Annotated in this window: 19 protein-coding genes and 1 CRISPR repeat array; of the genes, 4 read left to right on the forward strand and 15 right to left on the reverse strand. The window is 61.0% G+C overall.

The window, feature by feature from the left end; genetic code table 11:
* Position 1: 1 nt before the first annotated feature.
* Both DFO50_RS12420 and DFO50_RS19585 read right to left on the reverse strand, forming a co-directional pair.
* The gene (locus DFO50_RS12420) at positions 2–736 is read right to left on the reverse strand and encodes a hypothetical protein (protein WP_112692614.1); all 735 of its coding nucleotides are present in this window, start codon (positions 734–736) and stop codon (positions 2–4) included.
* Between the two features lie 98 nt (positions 737–834).
* Positions 835–1,782, reverse strand: coding sequence for a Rha family transcriptional regulator (locus DFO50_RS19585; RefSeq protein ID WP_233495251.1), 948 nt, complete (start codon positions 1,780–1,782; stop codon positions 835–837).
* Positions 1,783–2,134: 352 nt separating this feature from the next.
* Here DFO50_RS19585 and DFO50_RS12430 point away from each other — a divergent pair, with 352 nt between their 5' ends.
* The 3 genes from DFO50_RS12430 (at position 2,135) to DFO50_RS18920 (ending at position 3,775) form a co-directional block, all read left to right on the forward strand.
* The gene (locus DFO50_RS12430; RefSeq protein ID WP_112692615.1) at positions 2,135–2,389 is read left to right on the forward strand and encodes a type II toxin-antitoxin system HicA family toxin; all 255 of its coding nucleotides are present in this window, start codon (positions 2,135–2,137) and stop codon (positions 2,387–2,389) included.
* Positions 2,386–2,727, forward strand: a complete 342-nt coding sequence (locus DFO50_RS12435; protein WP_112692616.1) for a type II toxin-antitoxin system HicB family antitoxin — start codon at positions 2,386–2,388, stop codon at positions 2,725–2,727. The genes DFO50_RS12430 and DFO50_RS12435 overlap by 4 nt, the downstream gene beginning before the upstream one ends.
* Positions 2,728–2,806: 79 nt before the next feature.
* Positions 2,807–3,141: direct repeats of the CRISPR family, unit length 29 nt; unit sequence CGGTTCATCCCCGCACCCGCGGGGAACAC.
* Positions 3,142–3,316: 175 nt separating this feature from the next.
* Positions 3,317–3,775 carry a hypothetical protein gene (locus DFO50_RS18920; protein ID WP_146745074.1) on the forward strand — a complete coding sequence of 153 codons (459 nt, stop codon included), beginning with the start codon at positions 3,317–3,319 and terminating at the stop codon, positions 3,773–3,775.
* A 48-nt stretch (positions 3,776–3,823) separates the two neighbouring features.
* Here DFO50_RS18920 and DFO50_RS18925 read toward each other — a convergent pair whose 3' ends face one another.
* Positions 3,824–4,288: a hypothetical protein gene (locus DFO50_RS18925; RefSeq protein ID WP_146745075.1), complete on the reverse strand. Its 465-nt coding sequence runs from the start codon at positions 4,286–4,288 to the stop codon at positions 3,824–3,826.
* A 126-nt stretch (positions 4,289–4,414) separates the two neighbouring features.
* Complete coding sequence (locus DFO50_RS12440) at positions 4,415–10,411, reverse strand: LPD38 domain-containing protein (protein ID WP_146745076.1); 5,997 nt, start codon at positions 10,409–10,411, stop codon at positions 4,415–4,417.
* A gap of 123 nt (positions 10,412–10,534) precedes the next feature.
* Here DFO50_RS12440 and DFO50_RS12445 point away from each other — a divergent pair, with 123 nt between their 5' ends.
* On the forward strand, positions 10,535–10,753 hold the full coding sequence (locus DFO50_RS12445; protein ID WP_112692618.1) for a hypothetical protein: 219 nt from the start codon (positions 10,535–10,537) through the stop codon (positions 10,751–10,753).
* 69 nt (positions 10,754–10,822) lie between these two features.
* On the opposite strand, the gene DFO50_RS12450 is transcribed toward DFO50_RS12445, so the two are convergent.
* The 11 genes from DFO50_RS12450 to DFO50_RS12500 all read right to left on the reverse strand — a co-directional run bounded on the left by DFO50_RS12450 (position 10,823) and on the right by DFO50_RS12500 (position 20,526).
* Positions 10,823–11,332 (reverse strand): BRO family protein, encoded by a 510-nt coding sequence (locus DFO50_RS12450; RefSeq protein WP_112692619.1) that lies wholly within the window; start codon positions 11,330–11,332, stop codon positions 10,823–10,825.
* 102 nt (positions 11,333–11,434) lie between these two features.
* Positions 11,435–12,289, reverse strand: coding sequence for a hypothetical protein (locus DFO50_RS12455; RefSeq protein WP_112692620.1), 855 nt, complete (start codon positions 12,287–12,289; stop codon positions 11,435–11,437).
* A complete protein-coding gene (locus DFO50_RS12460) occupies positions 12,286–12,765 on the reverse strand; it encodes a hypothetical protein (protein ID WP_028498304.1) in 480 nt (159 codons plus the stop codon). Before DFO50_RS12460 ends, DFO50_RS12455 begins: the two co-directional genes overlap by 4 nt.
* Positions 12,765–13,316: a hypothetical protein gene (locus tag DFO50_RS12465; protein ID WP_112692621.1), complete on the reverse strand. Its 552-nt coding sequence runs from the start codon at positions 13,314–13,316 to the stop codon at positions 12,765–12,767. The genes DFO50_RS12460 and DFO50_RS12465 overlap by 1 nt, the downstream gene beginning before the upstream one ends.
* A 12-nt stretch (positions 13,317–13,328) precedes the next feature.
* Positions 13,329–14,084, reverse strand: a complete 756-nt coding sequence (locus DFO50_RS12470; protein ID WP_146745077.1) for a hypothetical protein — start codon at positions 14,082–14,084, stop codon at positions 13,329–13,331.
* Positions 14,085–14,131: 47 nt separating this feature from the next.
* Positions 14,132–15,592 (reverse strand): DUF4214 domain-containing protein, encoded by a 1,461-nt coding sequence (locus DFO50_RS12475; protein WP_112692623.1) that lies wholly within the window; start codon positions 15,590–15,592, stop codon positions 14,132–14,134.
* Between the two features lie 11 nt (positions 15,593–15,603).
* Positions 15,604–17,634, reverse strand: a complete 2,031-nt coding sequence (locus DFO50_RS12480; RefSeq protein WP_233495252.1) for a hypothetical protein — start codon at positions 17,632–17,634, stop codon at positions 15,604–15,606.
* A gap of 8 nt (positions 17,635–17,642) precedes the next feature.
* The gene (locus DFO50_RS12485) at positions 17,643–18,287 is read right to left on the reverse strand and encodes a hypothetical protein (protein ID WP_158537451.1); all 645 of its coding nucleotides are present in this window, start codon (positions 18,285–18,287) and stop codon (positions 17,643–17,645) included.
* Positions 18,288–18,321: 34 nt separating this feature from the next.
* Entirely contained in the window at positions 18,322–18,606 is a 285-nt protein-coding gene (locus DFO50_RS12490) for a hypothetical protein (RefSeq protein WP_036385242.1), read from the reverse strand.
* A 52-nt stretch (positions 18,607–18,658) separates the two neighbouring features.
* Positions 18,659–19,651: a N4-gp56 family major capsid protein gene (locus DFO50_RS12495; RefSeq protein ID WP_028498298.1), complete on the reverse strand. Its 993-nt coding sequence runs from the start codon at positions 19,649–19,651 to the stop codon at positions 18,659–18,661.
* An 11-nt stretch (positions 19,652–19,662) separates the two neighbouring features.
* On the reverse strand, positions 19,663–20,526 hold the full coding sequence (locus DFO50_RS12500) for a hypothetical protein (RefSeq protein WP_028498297.1): 864 nt from the start codon (positions 20,524–20,526) through the stop codon (positions 19,663–19,665).
* Positions 20,527–20,584: the final 58 nt, after the last annotated feature.

The following is a 20,584-nucleotide window of genomic DNA, read 5'->3' on the forward strand; positions in this document are numbered from 1 at the left end:
CTCAGAAAGACAGGGCTGCCGCCTGGATGGTGGCGAGAGTGGTTTTGTTCTGGTCGACGTACTGGCGCAGTGCATCCAGCTCCGTACGCTGGGCGTCACTGATCGGCTTATCCACATCGGCGGTATTGTCGACATGAGACAGGCCGACATCGGCAGCGCTCAGGGTCACGGCGCCGTGATGCCCATTGACCGACACCACCGGCCCGTCAGCGACCGATTCGGCCACTGCCGCCGCCTGCAGCCGCGCAGAATCTGCAGCTGCAGCAAACCCGGCTGCGCTGGATGCCCATTCCTGCGCCAGACTTGCACTGGCCGCTGCGGCACCCTGGCTGGCGGACGCCGAAACCTGCGAAGCCGCTGCGGCTGCCGCCGCGCTGTACACCGACTGTACGGTGGCAGTGTCGATCGCCATCTGCAGCACCGGGTTACCGTTCTGGTCATAAATCAGCATCTTTCCCGCCCGGACGCTCGGGCCTCCGCCCGGCAGCACAGTTACATTGCCGCTGGAATCAAACGCCAGCAGTTGATGCGCACGGTCTGCTGGTGCTGGCGGAATGCTGGCAGTCGTCGCGCCGTCCGGGAGCGTGATTGTTTTGCTCAGATCCGTTTCGACAGCGGTGAACGCCGAACTAACCGCATCGAACAGCTTGTTCACATCCCGAGCCCGGGCAGTATCACCATCGACCAGCCGGTCATTACGGTTCGGGTGATCGAAATAGTCATTGTTTGCTGTCATGACCCCTCCATGAAAAAGCCCGGCGCAGGGCCGGGCGGTGGACATAAAAAAACCCGCGCTGTCGCTAGGACAGGCGGGCTGTGTGTTCAGTCAGGCGGCTACGCAGAACCGAGCGGGAGCGCCCCTTGCGCTGCGGCCACCATCTTCTTGGTGGGCTTCTTGTCGAATACCACGTTCATGCCGCGCTGGTCGGTGCATTGCCTGATCCTGTCAGCCTGATGGCCAAGCCTCCAGCGCACATCCTCCATCATCGCCAGCAATTTCACCTGCCACGCTGCGGCGTCTCTCAGCGCCAGAATGCGAATCTTGGCGCCGGCCACGTCGTGGCCGTCACGCTCAAGAGCCTCAATCAGCTCCAGTTCAGGCGCGCGGTTCCTGCTGTCCAGCAGCACGTCCGGCGTCATGTTCACGTTGATGAATGCCCGGCGCTCGAAGTCATGCGGCGCAGCGGTCTCCTTGGGGAAGTGGTATGCGCCCTTCTTCTCTGCCGGCAGCACCTCGCCTTCCAGCACCAGCCGGTGGACGTACTCGACAGCCTGACCGATCTGCTCCGGCGCCAACTGGTCGATATGCTCGACGCCGAACCGCTGATGGACCAGCGCGTAGGCGTCTGGGTACATCAGAGACCGTTTCCCGACCAGCATGCTCACGGCGGCGCGCAGCGGGGTACGAGCGTCGGTAGTGGTCTTGGCTGCGACCGGCCTGCCGAACAGTTGCGCAGCCATCCAGTTAAAGGCGTTGATGTACGCCTCCTTGATCTGTGCGGCCTTCTTGCCGGTGAACCCCATGACCAGGAACATGAACCCGTCCTTCGTCATCTCGTAGTACTTCATGTCGCGCCGAGATGTGCCAACTGCCTGATTTTCCACGTTGGCTGAAAAGTTAGCCGACGCAAACTCAGGTGAGCAATCAAGGCTTTCGATCTTCTGCATCACGTTCTTGTGCAGCTTGCCGAACACTTCAGCCACCTTCAGAGAGGTGGTGCGCGGCTCGTTGTTGATGATGCTGATGACGTCTTGCGGGACGAGAGAGAGGGTTGCGTTCATGATCTGCTCCGTTACGACACGGGTTGACCACGCTCGGAATGAGGGTGGCCGGGAGGTTCGTAAGCGTGCAGCACGCTGGACTTCTTCCCCTTACGGGTCTTGTATCCGTCACCCTCCCGGCCATTGATCGGCTGGGCTGCCAGCAGTCCGGACGGACTACGGGCGCAAAAAATCCACGGCTGACGGGCGTGGGGCGATCCGGCTGCAATCGAGTTACGACACTCTTGCGCGCAGTATCGCCATGGACGGGCGGCGTGTCAACGGCATGCAGGCCGCTAGGAGCAGCCCACCGACTATCGCATCTACCCATATCATGGCTTTACTTGGTACTACAATTTGGTACCATTAAGCGATGAAACGCAAATACCAATCCACGCTAGAGCTGATCTTCAAGCGCCCAGTCAGCGGCAACATCCGCTGGAAAGAAATTGAGGCCCTGCTCGTCGAGCTGGGCGCCGACGTCGAAGAGCGCGAAGGATCTCGCATCGGCGTGACGCTGTTCGGGTCGGTGCGCGTGTTTCATCGGCCCCACCCGTCACCGGAGACAGACAAGGGTGCCGTAGCATCAGTCCGCAAGTGGTTGGAAGAAAACGGAGTCAAGCCATGAACAACATCATGATCATCAACGGCCAGAAGGCCGTCATCGCCTACGATCCCGAAATCGAGATGTTCCGCGGCGAGTTCATCGGGCTGAGCGGTGGAGCCGACTTTTATGCGGCTGACGTCACCAGCCTCAAGGCCGAGGGCGAAACCTCTCTCCGGGTCTACTTGGATATGTGTGCGGAAAAGGGTATCGAGCCCTACAAGTCCTATTCCGGAAGGTTCAACGTACGCATTGATCCGGCCACTCACTCCGCCGCCGCCATTTCTGCGGCCGCTCAGGGCAAAAGCCTGAATGAGTGGGTAGCCGAAGCCATCGAAGAGCACGCCGAACACGCTGCATAGGCATCTGCCGCCGAATCATTCGAGCAGCAGCGGCATCTGCATCCTGCTCTCAAGCGCGGTGAGGCGGGCCGCTCACGGGCGGTTCATCCCCGCACCCGCGGGGAACACCAGCAGTTCGCGGAACGCGTCCCGCGTACGGTGCGGTTCATCCCCGCACCCGCGGGGAACACCAGCGCATCGGCGCCGAGAACCGGTTCATCGACGGTTCATCCCCGCACCCGCGGGGAACACATATGCTCGTCGAACGACAGCGCATCGGCATTCGGTTCATCCCCGCACCCGCGGGGAACACGATGCAAGAACCGGCGGGGACTGTGTACTTGGCGGTTCATCCCCGCACCCGCGGGGAACACGCGCTGTTCTGGCGTCGAAGCAACTGGCAATCCGGTTCATCCCCGCACCCGCGGGGAACACTCTAAAAATAACCAATTGATTAAAAATAGCTTATTGGCACCATGAAAATCTACCAACTTTTTGCCACCGCAACCGTGGCTACACCATGGCAGTTCTACCACATCCGGTTCCAGCCCCCCGTGCTGTCCAGCTCAGGGACACAGACTGTCAACTTGACGGTCGGGTGGTATGCAACATGCAGATGACAGCGGCACGTGGAAAGTGTATGTTAATTATTTTAATAAAAACACTATCAGATATGATCTCGTTCCTTTTCGCAATCCCAGGATTCATTCTTTCCGCAATTGCTCTAGCAATTGCAGGATTAATCGAAAGCTCAGGGCCATATTTTTCATGGCCTATGTTTTGGCTTTCTCTGAAAGAGTCGTCTCTGCCAGTTTCTGCTAGTGCCATTTTAATGGGAATATGCGCAACCATGCGGTTTATTAAACCGACAGAAAAATATTTATCTATTGAAGCATGTTTAGCATATATATTAGGATCAGTAATCTTCTCTGGCAATATATCAGGCAATTACATGCTACATGATGCCATAGAAAACATAACATCTATTCAAATAGCTATTGGGACAATTTTCTGTTTCTTTCTTAGCGAAAAATTCGCAACGAACCTTGGGGTATCAAATTTAAAGTAACAAAAACATGCATTGATTAATAAAATTAAAATAACCAAAATTATTCATTCACCATTTTAATCCAGATTTTTCCACCATTTTCCTACTGTAAATATCTTTTGCATAAATAGCTTTGCCGCCGGCGCCGCACATCTCTGCAGCTATTAATAGCGTGGTTCTTTTTTTAACCAAAGCAGAAATCCACCCTGATTCTGCATTACTCAATTCACTCCGAAGATCAGTGGGCAAATTAATATACTGAGCCCCTTCTCTAGTCTCAAAAACAAACCCTAAAGGTATATTACTCCCTTTTTGGTAGTCAATTGATGCAACGAGTCCTTTCATCAAAGACGGGTGGCATCTACACAATACAGATGGATCATCCCTGCATAGCCAACTTGATTCTTCAACCAAGCCAACAATTCCGAGAATATCAGTATATTGCCCATTTTCATTGTATGCAAAAACCATGCTGGACGCAGTGCATACCATCGACAATGTCATGCCCACCACAAAAAAAAGAATTTTTTGCATATATATCATGATAATGCCCAAGTAAACGTAAACGTATCTTACGTAGTTATTTTAATGACAAAAGTATAACCATACCTGGTGTGGTGGTCACACGCAAGATGGGGCCAGCACATGCCGGCCCCTCCTTCATCTAGCTGACGCAGCCTTATCAGCCGCCCTCATATCGCGGGTAATCTCCTTTCTCCATACATCAAGTTCGCCACGGATCTTCATGGCGCCAGGGTCTGTCTGCGTTCCCAGCCGGCTTTCCTCTCGGCTCAACGCCATCATCTCCGAACGCAACGATCGGGCATCGGCTGCCCGAATATCATCACCCCGAGCAGCCATTTCCGTCGCGAGCCTATCGGCAGCGGAATCCTCGCCAGCATCCCACAGAGCGTCCAGCCGTCGCGAATCCATCAGAGCACGATCCATTGACTCCCTGACCACGGAATCCCGCCCGCGATCCAGCGCGTCAGGATTTGCCGACAGCCGGCCAATGACCGGAAGATCCAGCCAGCTTTTCTGCGGATTAGTCAGTGCATCACTCCCCTGCAGAATAAAACCGGCGATCCCGCCGCCATACGACCGGGTCAGGTTCAGGATCATTTCCGGGCTGATGTCAATGTGGCCAGACTGCGCTGTATTGCCACCCGTACTGCGGTTAAGCCAGTCAGCCAGCCCTGCGGCCCAGCCGGTCCGGTTCCGCCGATACGCACGGTAGGCCTCAGGCGTGATCGAGTCGTCTCGGCCGGGCACCAGTGGAAGGCCGAGATAATTCACGTTGACCGCGGTCTGCACGAGAGGCTTGGCAATCGCTGGCGTGGCCGCAACCAACGCGGCCTTCCCGCCGGCACCGTTAGGTGCATTCGTCACAGCGCGTGCGACGTCGCCAAACGGCGGCGGCAAGAACGCAACTGCAGAGCCTTGCAGCAGGCTGCCAGCAGCACGCCAGCCGGCACCCTCCCCGCCATACAGCATGTCGGTCATGGCGCTGGCCGTAGCCGTCACGAACGAGAAGTCTGGCGGAACCGGAATTTTCGCATACGGTCTCTCCGGATTCCCGGTCGGGATCAGGATGTTGCCGATGCGATCATCCCGGTACGCCGGGTTGTTCATCAGATCGTCCCGCTCGTCGTCATCCATGCTGCCCAGCAGTGCCAACTGCGCCAGCAATGCAATGCCACCGAACGCGGCCATGGCCGTCTGCACTCGCCGGTTCTGCATCGTGATGGCGGTGTTGCGGATGCCCTGCACACTGGCGTTGTAGAACGGGTACAACGCTGCCATCCGTATAGCGTTCTCGCCCGCACCCTTGCGGTTGAAGTTGAGCGTGATCTCCTTGGCGACTCGCGCGGCCGAGGCGCTGTCCTGGCCCTGAGACAGGGCCGATTGGTATGCGGCAAACCGCACGCCAGTCTCCAGCGCCGACCCTGTCGCCAGGTAGTAGCGCCAGAGCCGCCGAATCACCGACTTGGCCTTGGGGCCATTAAAGCCGGGCTCCGCAACACGGATGGCGCCAAGCAGGTCTGCACGCTTTTCAGCCAGCTCCCGCGTGACCTGAACAAACCCGGTGCGACCACCATCACGGCGAAACGCGCTGAATTCAGGTGATTCTCGGCCAGTGAATTCATGCCGGAATGCCTGCCCCAGACTGCTGGACAGCACACCCGGGCGCAGCATGCCACCCACGATACCCTTGCCAAATCGCCCACCTTGAACCGCGACCGACTGCAGGTCACGCAGGAACGCCACCGGCCAGAACGACGGGCTAGCCGCGGTGTAGGTCATCGACAGCAAGCGCGTCAGGGACCCGGCCCGCTCAAGTAGCGCCGACATTTGCGGGACATCCAGGTTGCGGGCGGACTCGACCAGTGCCGGGTCATTAATGCGGACCGGCACGTCCCGGCCGTCAATGCGCGCGATCAGCACATCCCTGCCCACTTGGGCCGGCACGTCAGCCTGAACAATCTTGCCATCCTTGACATAGCGGCGCAGATCGGTCGGATCGCGCTCAAACAGCGGTTTGCCATTCGGTGCAACGGGCATGTTCCCCCGGAGAGAATGGGCCAACGCCACAAACACGCCAGCCACTCGGTTGCTCTCACCACGAGCAATCGCATCCTCGGCCTGACGAATCACCTGTTCCGTCATGTTCGGCGCCACGCTACTACGCCCTGTTCGATGCCGGGCACCACCCTTCACGCTGAACCCGGACTGTTTCCCGGGCGCGCCGCCAAATTCGGCTTTCCCGGCCTTGCCTGCCAAAGGCACATAGTGCTGGAACATCTGCCGCCAGCCATCTACGGTTTCCTTGGATTCCAGCCCATACTCAACATTGAGCTGACGGGATTTCTCCACCAGCGCATCAAACGGAATGGCAACAGTCCTCAGTCGCGCCAGTTCGTCCGGCGAAAATCCGCGCACCGTCACTTGGCGTGCCGTCACCCGGCCATGCTCGTTCTCGGTCTGCACGGTCATCGTGATGTCACGCCCGGCCATCAGGTCAGCCGCCTGCCTGTTAGTCATGCCGCTGCCGCCATCAGGCATGCCGCCCTCAAGCGACGCAATATGTGCGTTACCTTCCGGTGCATGGCGAGCCAGCGCATACCAGTCGAATCGGTCAGGCCGGACACGGTTCTGCGCCATGGCATCCGCCAGCGCCTGCACCTCGTTATCGCGCAGATCGGCCATTCTCTCGGCACGACGGCCGTGATAGCTGATCTCGGCATTTGTGGGTGACAGCCAGGCCGGGACGGCAATTCCCATGCGGCGCAACTGCGCCTCGACACGCTCCACCCGGCTGAACCTGTTGGCCTGCATGCGGATCTGCTTTTCCGTCCAGGTCTCGGGCGCAATTTCATTCCCGGCCGGCTGGCCCGCACGCAGCGGATTGCGAAGGCTGTAGCGCGCATCGTCATCGACGAATGACTGCCCATCTCCATCCCGCTTTGCGCCAGACAGCAGTTCGGCTATAGTAAAAGTGCGCCCCGAGGTTGGTTGAGCTGTCCGAACTGTGGTTTCCGCAGTGGAGTAGGACGGCAAGGTTCCCATAGGGGCGTTTTCTATTTCTGCCGATTCAATTGCATGCAGATTCCTTCTCCCCAATTTTCCCGAGTAGTCCTTCACCGTCAGTTTCACACGGTACGGCCTCCCTTCAATGATCGCCGGCGCGTATAGCCTGTGAATGGCCTGTACATCAGGATTACCGTGTTCGGCATCAGCGTGCGATTCAGCCACAACAGCGCGGTCAACCAGCTCGCGGATTGCAGCAACCGCCTTGCTGTCGGCGGCCGAAAGCCCAGGGTTGTCACCCATTTTCTGCCGGTCCACCTTCGCAATCACCAGATCCCACCCGCTGTCCTGATTACGCAGCGGAACTCCGGCATGCTGAATCTCCCGCAGCAGCTTGTCAGCCGCCTGAGCCAGCCCCTTCTTGCTCAGCCCATTGCCCAGTTCCAGCCCCGTCAGCGTCACCGCCTCAATCGGTGGTAGCTGGAACAGCCCTTGGCGCTGGCCAAACGGCGGTGCTTTCTGGTCGGCAACCGAAGCGGCGGGTGCGCGGTCCGTCATGGCCGGCACTTGCAGAGCCGCACGGGCCAGAGCGTGCAGTTGCGCGGGAGTTACACGGCCGATCTGGATGCCGAATCGACGCTGCGTCCATGCCTGCACCGTACCCATGATGTCACTGACCCATTTGCGAATAGACTGTGGTGCCTGGGCATAGTGCTCGATGGCGTAGGCCGCAAATTCCTCCGTTCGCAGCGAGGCCCCCGGGTTGGCATGCCCGACACTCTCAGCAGCAGCGCGCCAGAACGCTCCGCCACGCATGGCACGCTCAATGCGGTTGACTCGGGCCATCAGGCCGGTCCACGCCTTGTCTCCCAGCAGAGACTGGCCGCCACCATGAAACGCTTCATGCAGCAGTACAGCGGTCGCATTGTCGGCATTCAGGTTGCCCGCCACCAGGTGGACCGTGCCATCTGCATCCGTCATCCCCTGCACGACCGTATCAGCGGGGGCCGTGCCGGGCAGCGTGGAGGCATCGGCATGCAGCACAACACGACCGCCGTCGATCAGCCCGTCGATCAGTCCACCCATGTCGCCGGACTGCAGCGTGGTACGCAAGGCGTCGGGAGTGAACCCATTGCTCTGCGCGGCGTCAGGGGCCTCATCCTTGTCATTCAGGCTGAATCTGCGCCCGGCCGGATCAGCATCACGCTGTTGCGCGTCAGCAAAGGCTTGGGCCATTACTGTCGGCACCGGCTCAGATGCCGACATGGCATCCATCACGGCATTGTCGTACTCGGCGCGACCGATATGACCATCCGCCGCCAGCGCATCAAGCTCCTGCTGTTTGCGCGCGTCGAGCTCGGCCAGCGCCGCTTCCCACTCCGTCTGTCGTGCAGTGGTCGCATCCGCTTTCGCCTGGCGTTGCGCTGCCTGTTCCTGCAACACAGCCGGCGTCATGTCCCCCCCGGGGACCTCGACCGGCTGCACGCTGGTCGTCTGGATCGACGTGGTTGCCGGCGGCGTGCCGGCGGGCTGAGCCATGCCGAGGCGCTGACGCAGGTCGCTGGGTTCCTGCGTCGGTACATCGCCGTGATATTCACGGGCTGCTGCACGCAGCGTCTCTTCCAGGGAGTCCGTCTCCGACAGGCTGCCGGCCAGATTTCCGCCATCCGGCGCGGCGGCTTGTGTTTGTGCACCAGCCAAATCCGGGGCGCCACTCGCTGTGGCACGATCCGCCCCACGATTCAACAGCTTGGCGCCGGCATGGCCTGCTCCACCCATGATGCCACCCTGTACTGCGGTAGCAATCGCGGTATCACGCATGTCCCCCAATATTTCGGACCTGAAATCACCCAGCGTTTTCTCGGGAGTCAGTGTCGCGTAGTCGAGTGCTTTTTGCGCAATCGTCGCAGCCTGTTCGCTGGGCATATCGCGCAGCAGGTAGCCAGACAGCAGGCGCGCGAACCCGGCTTTACCCAACTTTTCTGCCAGAAAGCCAAGGCCCAATTTTTCGCTGGCAGCCTCGGTCAGCCCGTACGCTGCACCGTGTAGCACGGCCTGTGCCGTAGAACGGCCTGCGTTTTTCGCATCGCTGTACGCCTGCACACCGCTGTCGGCCCCCATAACGCCCAGCGCTACATTCGGGTTGCGCGTGGCCACGGCTGCCGCCAGCGCCGGCACAGCGCGTACGGTCGATTGCAGGCCCCCATAGGCAGCACGCAAGTCCCTGTTCTGGATGTCGGGCTGGCTGGCTTCAGCCAGGCGTTCATGACGAGCAACCAGATCGCGGCCGGCAGCAGCAATCCGCCCGCCGACATCCTCCGGCAGCAAACCATCCGGCGTGATCGCATGAATCAGGTCACCGGCCCCCTCGATTGCACGGCCAACAGCCACACCGGAACTGTCACGCAGGGCCGAGACCAAACCAGGCAGAATGCCCTTGCCAAGGAATGCAGGATCAGCGGCGCCGGCCGTCTGCTGGGCCTGGGCCGGTTTTGCGCTACGGATCTGTTCTGCATCGCGATTTTCAGTGGCACGCATGAGCGAATGATTCTGCGCGGCCGTGGCCTCTTGCCGGGCAGCTTGCTGCTGGGCTTTACCTGCCTTGATGGTGCGTGCGTAGTCGCGGATTTTTGCAACGTAATCCAGCGTCTCCGGGTTACCCCACCGGGTCGAATTGGTGCCGGCATTGTAAGCAGACAGTGCGGCCGCATAATCGCCGCGGTAGCGGTCCAGATTCTCGCCCATCAGCCGCGCGGCGCCATCAATGGCACTGGCCGGATCAGACGGATCGACCCGCATGGACGACGCCGTTTTCGGCATGAACTGCGCAATGCCTCGGGCACCAGCAGGAGAAACCGCACGCGGGTTAAACCTCGACTCCTGAAACAGTTGCGCGGTCAGGATGTCGACGTCGATGCCATGCCGCTGAGCTGCGGCGGTGATCAGCGGGGCATATTGAGCCGGAGCAACCAGGTCCGCAGCCGTGACGGCGCGGCCGCGAGAGTCGCCCTTAGGCGCACCGACTGGCACGCGCATGCCCACAGGGGGCTGGCCGGCGAGGTTCAGCAGGCCGGATACATCGAGGTCCACGCCATCAGTGCCAGTGATCGGGGTTTGAGTGTCGGCCATGCCGGTCTCCAAAAATGCAAAAACCCGCCGAAGCGGGTTGGGTGGACGATGCGATACGATCTCAGGTGGTCTATTTATACGTCATGACCAATACTGCAAGGCTGATGCACAGGAGCATTTGACATGCTGATACTCTCTGATCTGAGCGAAAAGCTGGTAACCCTTCTTCAAGGGGCGAGGTATAAGCAGCCGACTCATATTGATGAGCTGTGCCCAAGATGCCGACAGCACATGTTCAGGGTTTCCCGAGTCATGCCCGCCCCAGATTTTGGGGATGAGGCACAGCACCGGCTCTATGAATGCCATGCCTGCGGCTATGCCGAGATGAAAGTGATTTACTGAGCCAGTGCGTCAACACGTTGTTTTTGCAGCAAACGCCAGAATTGGCTTTTGCAAAAACGCGGCATGCCATCATTCAAGCAGCAGCGATGACTGCGACTGCCGCTCAAGCGCGGTCAGGCGCGCGGTCAGCATCGGCTTGACGAAGCGCCAGCGGCTCAGGCCCTTGCCGCACAGGCTGGCGAACCGTGCCTGCTGGCTCATTTCCGCTCTGACCTCGTACCACTCGGCCATCAGAGAGCGATTTGCCGAGCTTTGCGCGTCGATTCGCTCCAGTTGGTCCAGAACCCAGCGCCGGAAGGCTTGCCCCTTGGCCGTGCGGGCAAACATGCCCAGCAGGTGTGCGCCGCGCAGGCTGAACAGCCGATTTGCCACCGGAGGTATGCCCTGCCCCAAACTGGGGGTCAGGTGAAGTGCGGTCATCGACGCAGAAAACTCGGCTCTGTGCCGGTCATAGAGTCGAGTCACTTTGTCCGTTCGCGTGTACCCCATGGCGCGGGCAATGTCGGATGCCTTCAACCATTGGCGCCCCGCGTGCTCTATCAGTTGGAGAGGTTGATTCTCAAAGGTCAGCTTGTTCATTTCATTTCCACAGAGTGATTGAGCCGTTGGCCAATAAAAAAGCCCCACGGAAACCGTGAGGCTGAAAATTGAATCCCCGCTCATGGCGGGGTGCTGTGCTGTTTACTGCCCGAGGAACCCTGTCACGTTGCCACGTTGCCGGCCGGTTGACGTGGTAGTCCCTTGCCCGGAGCCGAGCAACAAATTGATCTGCCCTTTGTAACCGGCATTTTCTGCGCGCAACGCCTGAATTTTGTCTTTCGCATCTTGGCGAATGGACTGATCTCGCACCGAACGATCCGCCAGCGTTTTCTCGTACTGACGGATATAAGTATCGTTGTTGCGAACAAGATCGATCAGGGAATTCGCCGTGCGAATGTTCTCCGCCGCAACCTTGCCGCCAGGCACCTCCGGTAGTTGGCCAACATCCCCCGTATTTCTGTTGAACAGCACACCGCCATCCACGCTGTACGGGGCCAGACCGCGCCGGGCACTTTCATAGCGCTGACGAACCCCCAATGGCACCCCGCCGTTGAGCGTAATCGTATCCAGATCGTTGCCTATCTTGGCACCGCGAGCTTCCTCCAGGCTCTTGGCGGCCGAGGCCTGCCCCGGGTTGAGCTGCGCATAGGCGGCAGAAACATTTTTGTACAGATTCCCCATGAGCTTGGCGTTCTTGGGTGAAATCAGATCCGGACTTCCCAGGGAGTCAACAACGCCCTTAACGTCCGGCGTACTCATCCCGGTATTCAGCGCAATGGCCTGTTGCACCCGTGGGTTGCTCATGTCGAGCGGCAGCTTTTTGGCTTCCTCCACCCCCATGGCGCCCTGATTCTTGAGCTGCTGTTCAAGCAGGGTTTTCTGCAGATCGGCACGCGCCTTGGCTTGCGCCGTTTCGGCAGAGACATCGGCCGCATATGCGGCCTTTGCCATATCGCCCAGCCCGGACAAGATTCCCGCCTGGATCAGCCCGCTCATTGCATCACCTCGTTCGCAGACATGCCGGGCTCCATCTCGTCAGGCGCGCCAACAGGCGCCGGCTCGGCGGGCTCTTGGTCGGCAGGAGCTGCCTGCCCGCCCCCGCCCTGCGTCAGCGTTTTGCCGTACTCGATGGCATCACGCGCCGTCGATTCAGCATCCTGCACCACCCCCAGCAGCGCGAATGCTTCCGCCAGGCGTTGCGCGATTTCCACACTGGCCGCCGAGAGCATGCCGGTGTCGATCTGCATACCTGCCTGCTGCGCCGCCTGGCGCTGCCCCAGCAGCGCACGAACCACGCCGCCGCCAATGGCCTGCCCGGCATCACCCTGCTGGGCCTGCGCCACCAGTTGCATGAACGCGTCACGCTGCATCAGGTACTGCAGGGTCATCAGTACCAGCTTGGTGTAGATGCGTTGCCCACCGCTACTTTGCCCCTGCTGTTCAGCCATGCCGCTATTGATCAGTCCAGCCATCAGCGAACCCCCTTGATTTTTTCCTGTTGCGTGGCCTGGGCGACGGCGGCTGCAACAGCCTGCTGCTGTGCGGCCTGCTGGCCAGCGGCCAGCAATCCTGTCGGGCGCGAGACCTGCCGGAACTGCTCGCGCTGCGGTGTCGCCCACGCGGCATTCCGCTCCTGACGGTCGAGCTGTCTGTTGCGCTGCTTGATCGCTTCTTTCGCCATCATGGCCTGACCAACGGCCGGCAGAATCGTGCCAGCCGCCAGCCGGGCGGTCTTGTTCCCGGCCAGTTGCTCCAGTTGGTCAACGCCCTTGCTGGCAATGTCTTTCACGCCATCCATAAAGCTGCTCAGCGCCGGCATAAACGAGCCGTCGAGCGAGCCGAACATGCCATCACCGCCGCTGAGCACCCCGCTGCCGAAACCGATCTGCTCAGCCACATTGCTGTCACCGAACGGCGAGCCGGACACCATGTCCGTGCCGGCGGCGGCCTCCGCCGATGGGCCGGACAGGTAGTCGATACTGTCATTGCCGGCACCACTGAATCCGAAGTCAAAGTCCATCATTTCTCCTATCTCCTACTCACTGCTGCTGCTGGTGCTGCTGTTGTCGCTGTTGTTGCTGTCGTTGCTCGATGCCGGCGCGCCCATGGAGTTGTTGAATCCAACAGCGCTATTGACAGATCGTTGGTGGCTCGCGCCCCATCCGCCATCGTTGTCCGCACCATTGCTCGCTGCGCCATTGCTGGCCGGCCCGCCCAGACTGTCGTTGAAGCCGACAGCCGCATTGGTGTTCCTGCTCGACACCCCCCATCCGCCGGTATCATCACCGCGCATGCTGTCCGCAAACGAGGCAATCCCCAGCAGCCCGCGCGAGACTGCCATGTCACCGAACGGGTTGCCGGTAGTGACACCATTGAGCATCCCCATGCCAAGCAGCCCAGTGACTGCCGCCGTAGCGTAGTCGCCTTGTTGTGCCGATTTGGTTGCGCTATAGGCGCTGCTGATTGCCTGCGCCGGTTTGGCGAATCCCAGCATGCCGATTGCCGGCGCGGCCATGGCCGACAGAGTCGCCTCTTTCGCATCCGGGCGGCTCTGGTCGACCGACATCATGTTGGCCATCACGCCAAATTGCGGCGCCGCAATAGACAGTACCGCTCGCGCCCAACGGCCGGCCGTCGAGTTGAGTGCCCCCTGTACGCTACTTGCCATTGAAGCACTGCGCGCCGCCGCATCTGCGCTGACCGGCCCGGCCGCATGCTCTGCATTCCCGCCACGCTCCTGCCCGGGTGCAGTCGCCCATCCGTTCTCGTCGAGTGCATCAGCGGCGTCCATGCCGGCTGACAGCAACCCACGGAACGAGCCCCCCTGTGTCCATGCCATCAGCGCCCCCCTTGCTGTGTCGGCACGGCCTTAACGTCCGGGTTGTCAGCCTCAACGCTCCACTCTTTGGCCCAGCCCGGCTGCGCGGCAAATGCGCTGTTCATCAGCGCGATGTTGCTGTCTCGCAGGGTCTTGGCTGCATCGAGCGCAGTCTGCTTGTCCTTGGTGGACATCTGCGCCGCCTGCAGCCGGGCGACGTTATCCTGATAGATCGCGTTGGCCTGGCTGATCGCCGACAGGTAGTTCTGCCGCAGCGAGTAGTTCTGTGTCTGGTCGATTTTCCCGGTGTCAAACGAGTTGTTCAGCGTGGACAGGTCGCGGTTGTACTGATGCTGAACCGCCATGTTCTGCAGGGCATAGCTCTGTTGTTGCTGGTCCTGCGCGAATTTGTTCTGCCAGTCGACGTTGTTCATCCGGTTCTGGAAATACCGCTGCGCATCAGGACCGGCAATGTCGATTGCCTTGGACACCATTGCTTCCATGGCAGCCTGTTCGCTCATGCTGCTGTTGAGCAGCCCACGCGAGGCGAATGACATCCGTGCCTGGTCACCGGCCTGGCGAACCACAGCGTTATTCGGGTCGAGCAGGTTTTTCAGCCGGCCTTCGATGGTCTCGTTCGCCGCGTCGACCTGACTGTTGACGTTCGCGTCGTAGTGTCCCGCAGGGGTGCGGTTGGCGATTTGCTGCTGCATGCCATCGCTCAGCCCCCAGTCGTAGCCCTTGAACTGGCCAACCTGATTCCAGTGATCGGTAGCGGACAGACCGCTGGCAGCAATTTCGTCTGCATGGGCGGCGCCGTAGATACCGGCATAGTCATTCGGATCGAACGACTGGTTGCCGATCTGCACCTGCCCGGTTTTCGGGTTGTAGACCCCGCTGTATCCCGCACCCCATGTCCCCGCAGTGCTGGCAGCCTTGTCACGGGCCCACTCGGCCCCGTTTCCACCGGTGTACTCGGCAGAATTGAGGAAAGCCATGCCGCGGTCTGCGCCACTCAGATTTTGCCCGGACCAGTAGTCGAGTCCGGCCTGATCGGCGTCACGCCCTAGCAGGTTCCGATAATCTTGCTGAATGGCATTCGTGCTGGAGTTTTTTGCCCGGTACTCGTCAGATGACCGGATACCATCAAACACGCCACCCAGACCGGAACTGTCTCCCTGCTTCGACCAGTAGTCGAGACCAGCCTGATCCGCATCCCGGCCCAGCACGTTTTTGTAGGTTTGCTGGATGATCGAGGACGTGTCGTTCTTGGCCCGGTTTTCGGCCGAGCCGAGAAAGCTGTTCTGCACGTCCGCATAGGACATGCCGCCGGACGCCATCTGCTTTGTCCAGTAGTCGAGCCCCGCCTGATCGGCGTCACGACCCAATACGTTCTTGTACAGATCGCTGATCTGGTTTTTCGCATAGGCGTCCTGCGCACTGGAGGCGCCGGTGTTGATGCCTGAGGCCAGTAGAGCCATCGTGTTCTCCGTTATCGCTGCTCGCCTCGCAGCGAGTAATACAAGCTGATGCCCGAGAGGGTGAAGGCGGGCGTGTCATCCGACTCATGCCAGATCAGCGCCCCAATGCTGGTACCGACCCCATCGAGGTGAACAACTGGGCTGTCCTCCCCTGGCCCGGTCCAGATGGCATTACCGAACTCGGCGGCGCCCCATGCCGCCCCATGCCGCTGCGCATCGACGCGGTACACGATCGAGGGGTCATAACGCAGCCCGTCGTAGTCGAATGTGTGCCGGGCGAGCAGCTCGATCGGCTCTGCCGCATTGAGTTCCAACGCCATACGGTGGAACCGCTTTTTCTGCGCCGGCCGCTTGAGGTAGTGGAACGGAAGCGCGATCCGGGCGGCAATCGGCGCACCGTCAAACGATGTCCCGCTGTCTTCCAGCATCACCCAGCCATCGGTAGTGCCGAACACGTTGAATTCATCGCCATCCGCATCATCGCCATTGGCGAATGTGCTGAACTGGTGCTCATAGCGAAACGTCGTGAACGCCACCGAGTTCGGCTCGATCACTGGCGCCGGTCGCCACACGGCAGCAGTGATCCCCATTCCGCCGGGCAGGTAGATCCGGTACTGGTTCTTGCGCTTCACCGCCCGTGCAGCAATCGCACTGGTCGTCGCTGCGTCAATCAGCGGTTGCGCCGCGTGGCTGAGCAGTGCCGCGCTGAATCCGCCAAACGACTGCGTAGCGGCCAGACTGGTCAGGCCCCGCGAGTCGAGAAACAGCGCGTTACCGGCAGTCTCCACGGCCGAGTTGGTTCGTGCGCCGATGTCCTGCGAGTGCGTGGCCAACTGCCAGTCGGCCTTGCTGGCTCCGGTAAGAAACACGATCCGGCCCCGGCAAAACACCGCGAACACATCCCCTTTGAGCGATGCCATGCCAGTGATCTCGTCAGAGACCCCGAGCAACCCCGCAGTCGTGGTGTAGCGCATCGGGTCTCCCAGGTTACTGTGCTGCAGTTGCCCGTTCGGATAGGCCAGGAACAGATGGTTCTTGAACTCAGCCACACGGCGAGGCCGGTCAGACCGGTCTGCGCGGGCAATGCGCCAGGCGCTCGACGCGGCACCGGCAAACTCGGCCACGGTCAGCACCAGCGTCGTACCGGAATAGCTTTTGACTTTGCCCTTCAGCCAACTGGCCGGCGCGGCCGGGGCCCACGCCTCCAGCTCGTCACCTACCGCCCAACTGCGCGACGTCTCGACGACCGTAAACGTCAGGTCGCCTGCAGCCGGCGTCACCGCATTGCTCGCGGTCGCCTCGCTGCCCATGATTGGCGCCATGAATGTCACTGTGCTGCCGTCGCATTTGAATGGCGGATTGACACCATCGCAGCCATACCAGGCCCGGCCAGCAGTGGCACCAATGAAGTTTGCTACTACCGCCTGCAGGCTGCCGCCGGGGCGAAAGAGGTCACAGACCAACTGCCAGCCGGTCAGCGACGACCGATAGAGCGCCGCGGCCGTCCCCTCGGCATTGTCGCGTAGCGCAAACACCTGGGCGTTGAATACCGCGACGCCGCGCACCGGGCCGCTGCCCGGTACCTTCCCGATCTTGGCGCGCAGATATGCGACGGCAGCGCGGCGACGAGCTCGGTAATCCGGCGAATCAAACGTGCCTGCGGCTGCATCGGTAGCCAGCGTTGCCCGGGCTTCTGCCAGTACAGACAGCGTCTGACCGGCGGTCAATGAGCCGGAGACGTTGACCAGCACCAGCACATCATCCTCGATTGCCATGATCTCGGCCGAGCCACTGGGGGTAGTGGCAATATCGCCAACCGACAACGGTGCGGTCATGTTGCAGGCCGTGGCGATGTAGTACCGGGCCGTGGATGCCAGCAGGCGGCCATCGAATCGTTCGTACCCATCAACGCGGCGATACCCGGACAGGCCATAGACCTGCTCGATATTCTCCGCAGTCAAGCATCTGCCGGCTGCAATCTGCATCGGGCTGGCAGCCAGGTCCAGCCCGCCGGCCAGCGGGGTGTAATCCATCTGACTCATTCGCCCCCCTACGCCAGTGGATAAGCGGTGGCAGGCAACGATTCGATGCGATCAAGCGAAACCCCGCCACGCCGTAACATCTGCCGCTGGGTTGCATCCATCTGTGCCAGCAACTGCTGATAGTTCCGCTCTCCGGTGGCATACAGATCCGGAGCGCTGTCGTGCCCGGCGTAGTGCATCAACGCTCGCCAGACAATCGCCATGCGATACGGCGCCGGCATCAGCGGGACGTCAGCATCCGAAATCAGGTCATGGCTGTCCCGGTAGTAGTCGAATGCCATACTGACCGGCGTATCAGTGGCGGGCGCCAGTGCGATACGCCGATCAGGGAGCCGGGACCAGACGAGTCGCGCACCGGGCAGCATCTCGGACAGCAGGCTGAAATCAGGCTCGAACCGGCATCGAGCGCCACCAATACGCATGGTATCGGTGACGATGCGCCCTACGTCGGTCAGTTGATAGTCGCCAGCCAGATCCACGCGGACGGCATGAGCCGGCAGATCAATACTGACCTGACGCCACATGAAGTCCCAGTCACGCGGCAGATTGAGGATGTCCTGATAGCCCTGCCGGACCCAGGCGATCAACTTGGCGTTGATGCCGACCTGGCCGGCGATTGCGGTCGGGCCGTCACCAGACAGGCCGGCCTCCATCCGCAGGCGCCGGCACAGGTCAAGGAAGGTCATATCAGCCCTTCACGCTGTACGGATAGCTCGGCACCTCGCGCGGATCGAGCGTTTCCGGGTCGTACTCGACCTGAACCGCGTTTTCCAGCACGGACAGCACGGCACGCGGCACCGTCACGTCGACACCCCGCTTGATCAGATAGCTCACGCCATTGACGCCGACGAACACATCGCCAGCCTCGCCACGCTCCTTGCTGATGTGGATGACGACACTGTCGTTTTTGCCCTTGGGTTGCCTGGCAGCTTGCTTGGGTTCGGTGGATTCGGTCTGTTGGATCTCGTCCATATTCGCTCCTTGGAAAGAGAAATGCCCGCACTGGGCGGGCACTTCGGGTTACTTACAGGTCAGTGACAGCCACTTCAAGCCGCGCCATCCAGGCCTCGTTCAGGCGGATGGCGGTGAAATAGGTTTTCCAGCCCACCGTCCCTCGCTGGCCGAGGGGATCGCCACCACGGGGAGTCCCCGGATTCAGCACCATCGGTGTGATGGCCGTGGCGCCCTTGAGCGCGACCGTGCCATAGGCGTCCTGACCGACGATCACGATCGGATACACGTCAGCACTGGTGCCGGCGGTCGACTTCATCGCGCCTTTGGCGCCACCAGCATCCACGAACGGCGCCAGCGCAGGAGACAGGATGAATCGGATGCCTTCGACCTTGCCGACTTCGTGCGGCAACGCCTTCATCGACTGTCCATAGAGTTCGACAGGCACGAACCCCGGCAGGGTGCGCAGATCGGCCTCGATGTCGGTATGGCCGAACGCGATGAATGCCGCACTGACCGGCTCGGTCTTGTAGTTCGTCGAGCCGCTCAGCATCTTGGTCACCTCCTTGGCCCGCTGAGCCTTGAGGAATCGGGTCACTGCACGCAGCTTGTTCAAACCGATGGCCGAGTTGACCGCGTTGCGGGCGGCACCGTTGCCGTAGAACACGTTGGTGCCACCGCGCAGGACACCATAGGTCAGCACCTCGATCGTCTCGGCCGCCTGCTCGCCGCACAGCGCGGTCGCATCTTTCAGCACCGGGTCTTCTGCCACGTCGGCAACCTTGTCGGTGATCTCGACCACATCACCGTACTGCTGCAGCGTGGCCGGTACGTCAACGTAGTTCATGGCCCGGGGCGTCGGGGTGACCCCCTCGGACAGCGGCGTGACAGCCGGCGGGAACGGAACCGGGCGGCGGAACTTGACCGCCTCGGCCGTGTTTTTCGGGATCGGCTTGGCCTGGGCGAATTTGCCCAGCACCAGGATCGGCTCGGCGTGCGCCAGCATTTCATTGGCAGCCCACGCCGCCGTGCGCTGGCTGATCGAGCCATAGGTAGTGGTACCCATTCAAAAATTCCTCAGCGTTTCCGCGCGTAAAACTCGAACGCGGATTCAAAATCTTCGGGCGCGCCGGACGATTCCGGTCGCCCCCCTCTGGCCGGGACACCGACGGCAGATTGCAGGCGCCGGTCGCGTTCGGCGGCTACCTTGTCGGTAGCGGCCTTGGCCTGCGTCTGGACCTGCGTCTGTTCCCGCTTGAATTGCGACAGCAGCCACACACTCTCATCGGCGTCATCACTGTTAAGGATGTCGCGGACACGGAGTGGCTGCTGATTGACCCAGCCATGAAATGCCGGATCATTCACCACCTGCATCCAGTCAGGGTGCGCGGCCCCAAGGGCGGCGAACTGCTGGGTCAAGTGGTTTTCGCGCGTCAGCGACTCCGCCGGGAGTCTGGCTGCCGCCGACACGGCGGCCAGATCGGCGCGGTGTCGCTCTCGCTCAGCTTTCAGCACTGCAGCCAATTCAGGCATGTCTGCTTCCAGTTGAGCCATGGTGGCGTCGTCTTGCGACGAGGCCGGTTCCAGCTTTTGCTGCAGCGCACGCTCGGCGGCAGCGCGCCGTTCACGCTCTTCTGCAAGGCGCCGTTGCAGCGCTGCCTGCCGGCCGGCATCGCTGCGCGCCGCCTGCAGAGCCGCATCGCGCTCCGCCTTCAGCCGATCCGCGTCTCCGGACTCGGCAGCAGGCATGGCCGTGTCCGGGGGAGTGGCGGTTTTCGGGTTGCCCGCATCGGGATCGCCATCGCCCCCCTTGCTGGCAGGCTCGGTGGCGAGGGGGGCGCTGCCACCCTGTGCGGCCGAGAACTCGGCAAAGGCGTCTTCGAAGTGCTGTTCTGCCGGCTGACCGGCATTGGCGGTTTGCGCAGGTTGATTGGTGTCCATGCGGTGTTTCCTTTCACGGCGTGGTGGGTGTGCGGCCTTGCGGCGGCAGGGTGAAAAA

Source organism: Microvirgula sp. AG722 (assembly GCF_003269145.1).
Classification (GTDB): domain Bacteria; phylum Pseudomonadota; class Gammaproteobacteria; order Burkholderiales; family Aquaspirillaceae; genus Microvirgula; species Microvirgula aerodenitrificans.